General features: G+C 65.7%; 1 pseudogene. It reads left to right on the top strand.

Annotated features, from left to right (window positions below):
* Positions 1-356 (top strand): annotated as a pseudogene (locus N4G66_RS45410) (aminopeptidase N); the annotation flags it as partial.

The raw sequence follows: 356 nt of genomic DNA, 5'->3' as shown, positions 1-356 counted from the left end.
CGGACGCACGCCGCGTCTTCGCGTCCTTCGAGCAGCCCGACCTGAAGGCCACCTTCCAGTTCACCGTGAAGGCGCCGTCCGGCTGGACGGTCATCTCCAACTCGCCGACCCCGGAGCCCAAGGACGACGTCTGGGTCTTCGAGCCGACGCCGCGGATCTCGACGTACATCACCGCGCTGATCGTCGGCCCGTACCACTCCGTGCACAGCGTGTACGAGAAGGACGGACAGACCGTTCCGCTCGGCATCTACTGTCGCCCCTCGCTCGCCGAGTTCCTCGACTCCGACGCGATCTTCGAGGTCACCCGGCAGGGCTTCGACTGGTTCCAGGAGAAGTTCGACTACGCGTACCCGTTC

This window comes from Streptomyces rhizosphaerihabitans, from assembly GCF_025399795.1.
GTDB lineage: Bacteria > Actinomycetota > Actinomycetes > Streptomycetales > Streptomycetaceae > Streptomyces > Streptomyces rhizosphaerihabitans.
Note: the sequence above shows the minus strand (reverse complement) of the source record. Positions and strands in the feature narration are given on the sequence as shown.